This window comes from Novosphingobium anseongense (assembly GCF_037482895.1).
GTDB lineage: Bacteria > Pseudomonadota > Alphaproteobacteria > Sphingomonadales > Sphingomonadaceae > Novosphingobium > Novosphingobium anseongense.
Genome location: NZ_JBBHJZ010000022.1, coordinates 1 through 334, shown reverse-complemented (window position 1 = coordinate 334; position 334 = coordinate 1). Strand labels below are relative to the sequence as shown.

General features: G+C 63.5%; 1 protein-coding gene. It reads left to right on the top strand.

Features of this window, described 5'->3' with window-relative positions:
* Position 1 precedes the first annotated feature (1 nt).
* Positions 2 to 334: ArdC-like ssDNA-binding domain-containing protein (locus WG901_RS23825; protein ID WP_417604007.1), on the top strand; the 333-nt coding region annotated here is incomplete at its 3' end.

Genomic DNA, 334 nt, shown 5'->3' with positions numbered 1-334 from the left:
AATTGACCGAGGCTACGTCGATCATCGTTGGCTCACCTTCCAACAAGCCCGCGCGGTTGGTGGAACGGTGCGCCGAGGTGAGCGGGGTGTCGCCGCCTTCTTCTTGGGGAGCCCGGTCTTTGAAAATCCAAGCCGGAGCCCGGATGGCCCGAAGGGCGAGGCGCCGCGCGATCAGGTCATGCGCTGCACCTTGTTCAATGTCGCGCAGTGTGATGCGCTTCCCCCTCGGTTTTCGGCCCCGCTCATCACCAGGGCCTCGTGCGGAGGGCGGATGAGATTGAAGGAGATGGTCGCCGGATGCGGTCTCGACATTCGTATCGGAGGTTCGCAGGCT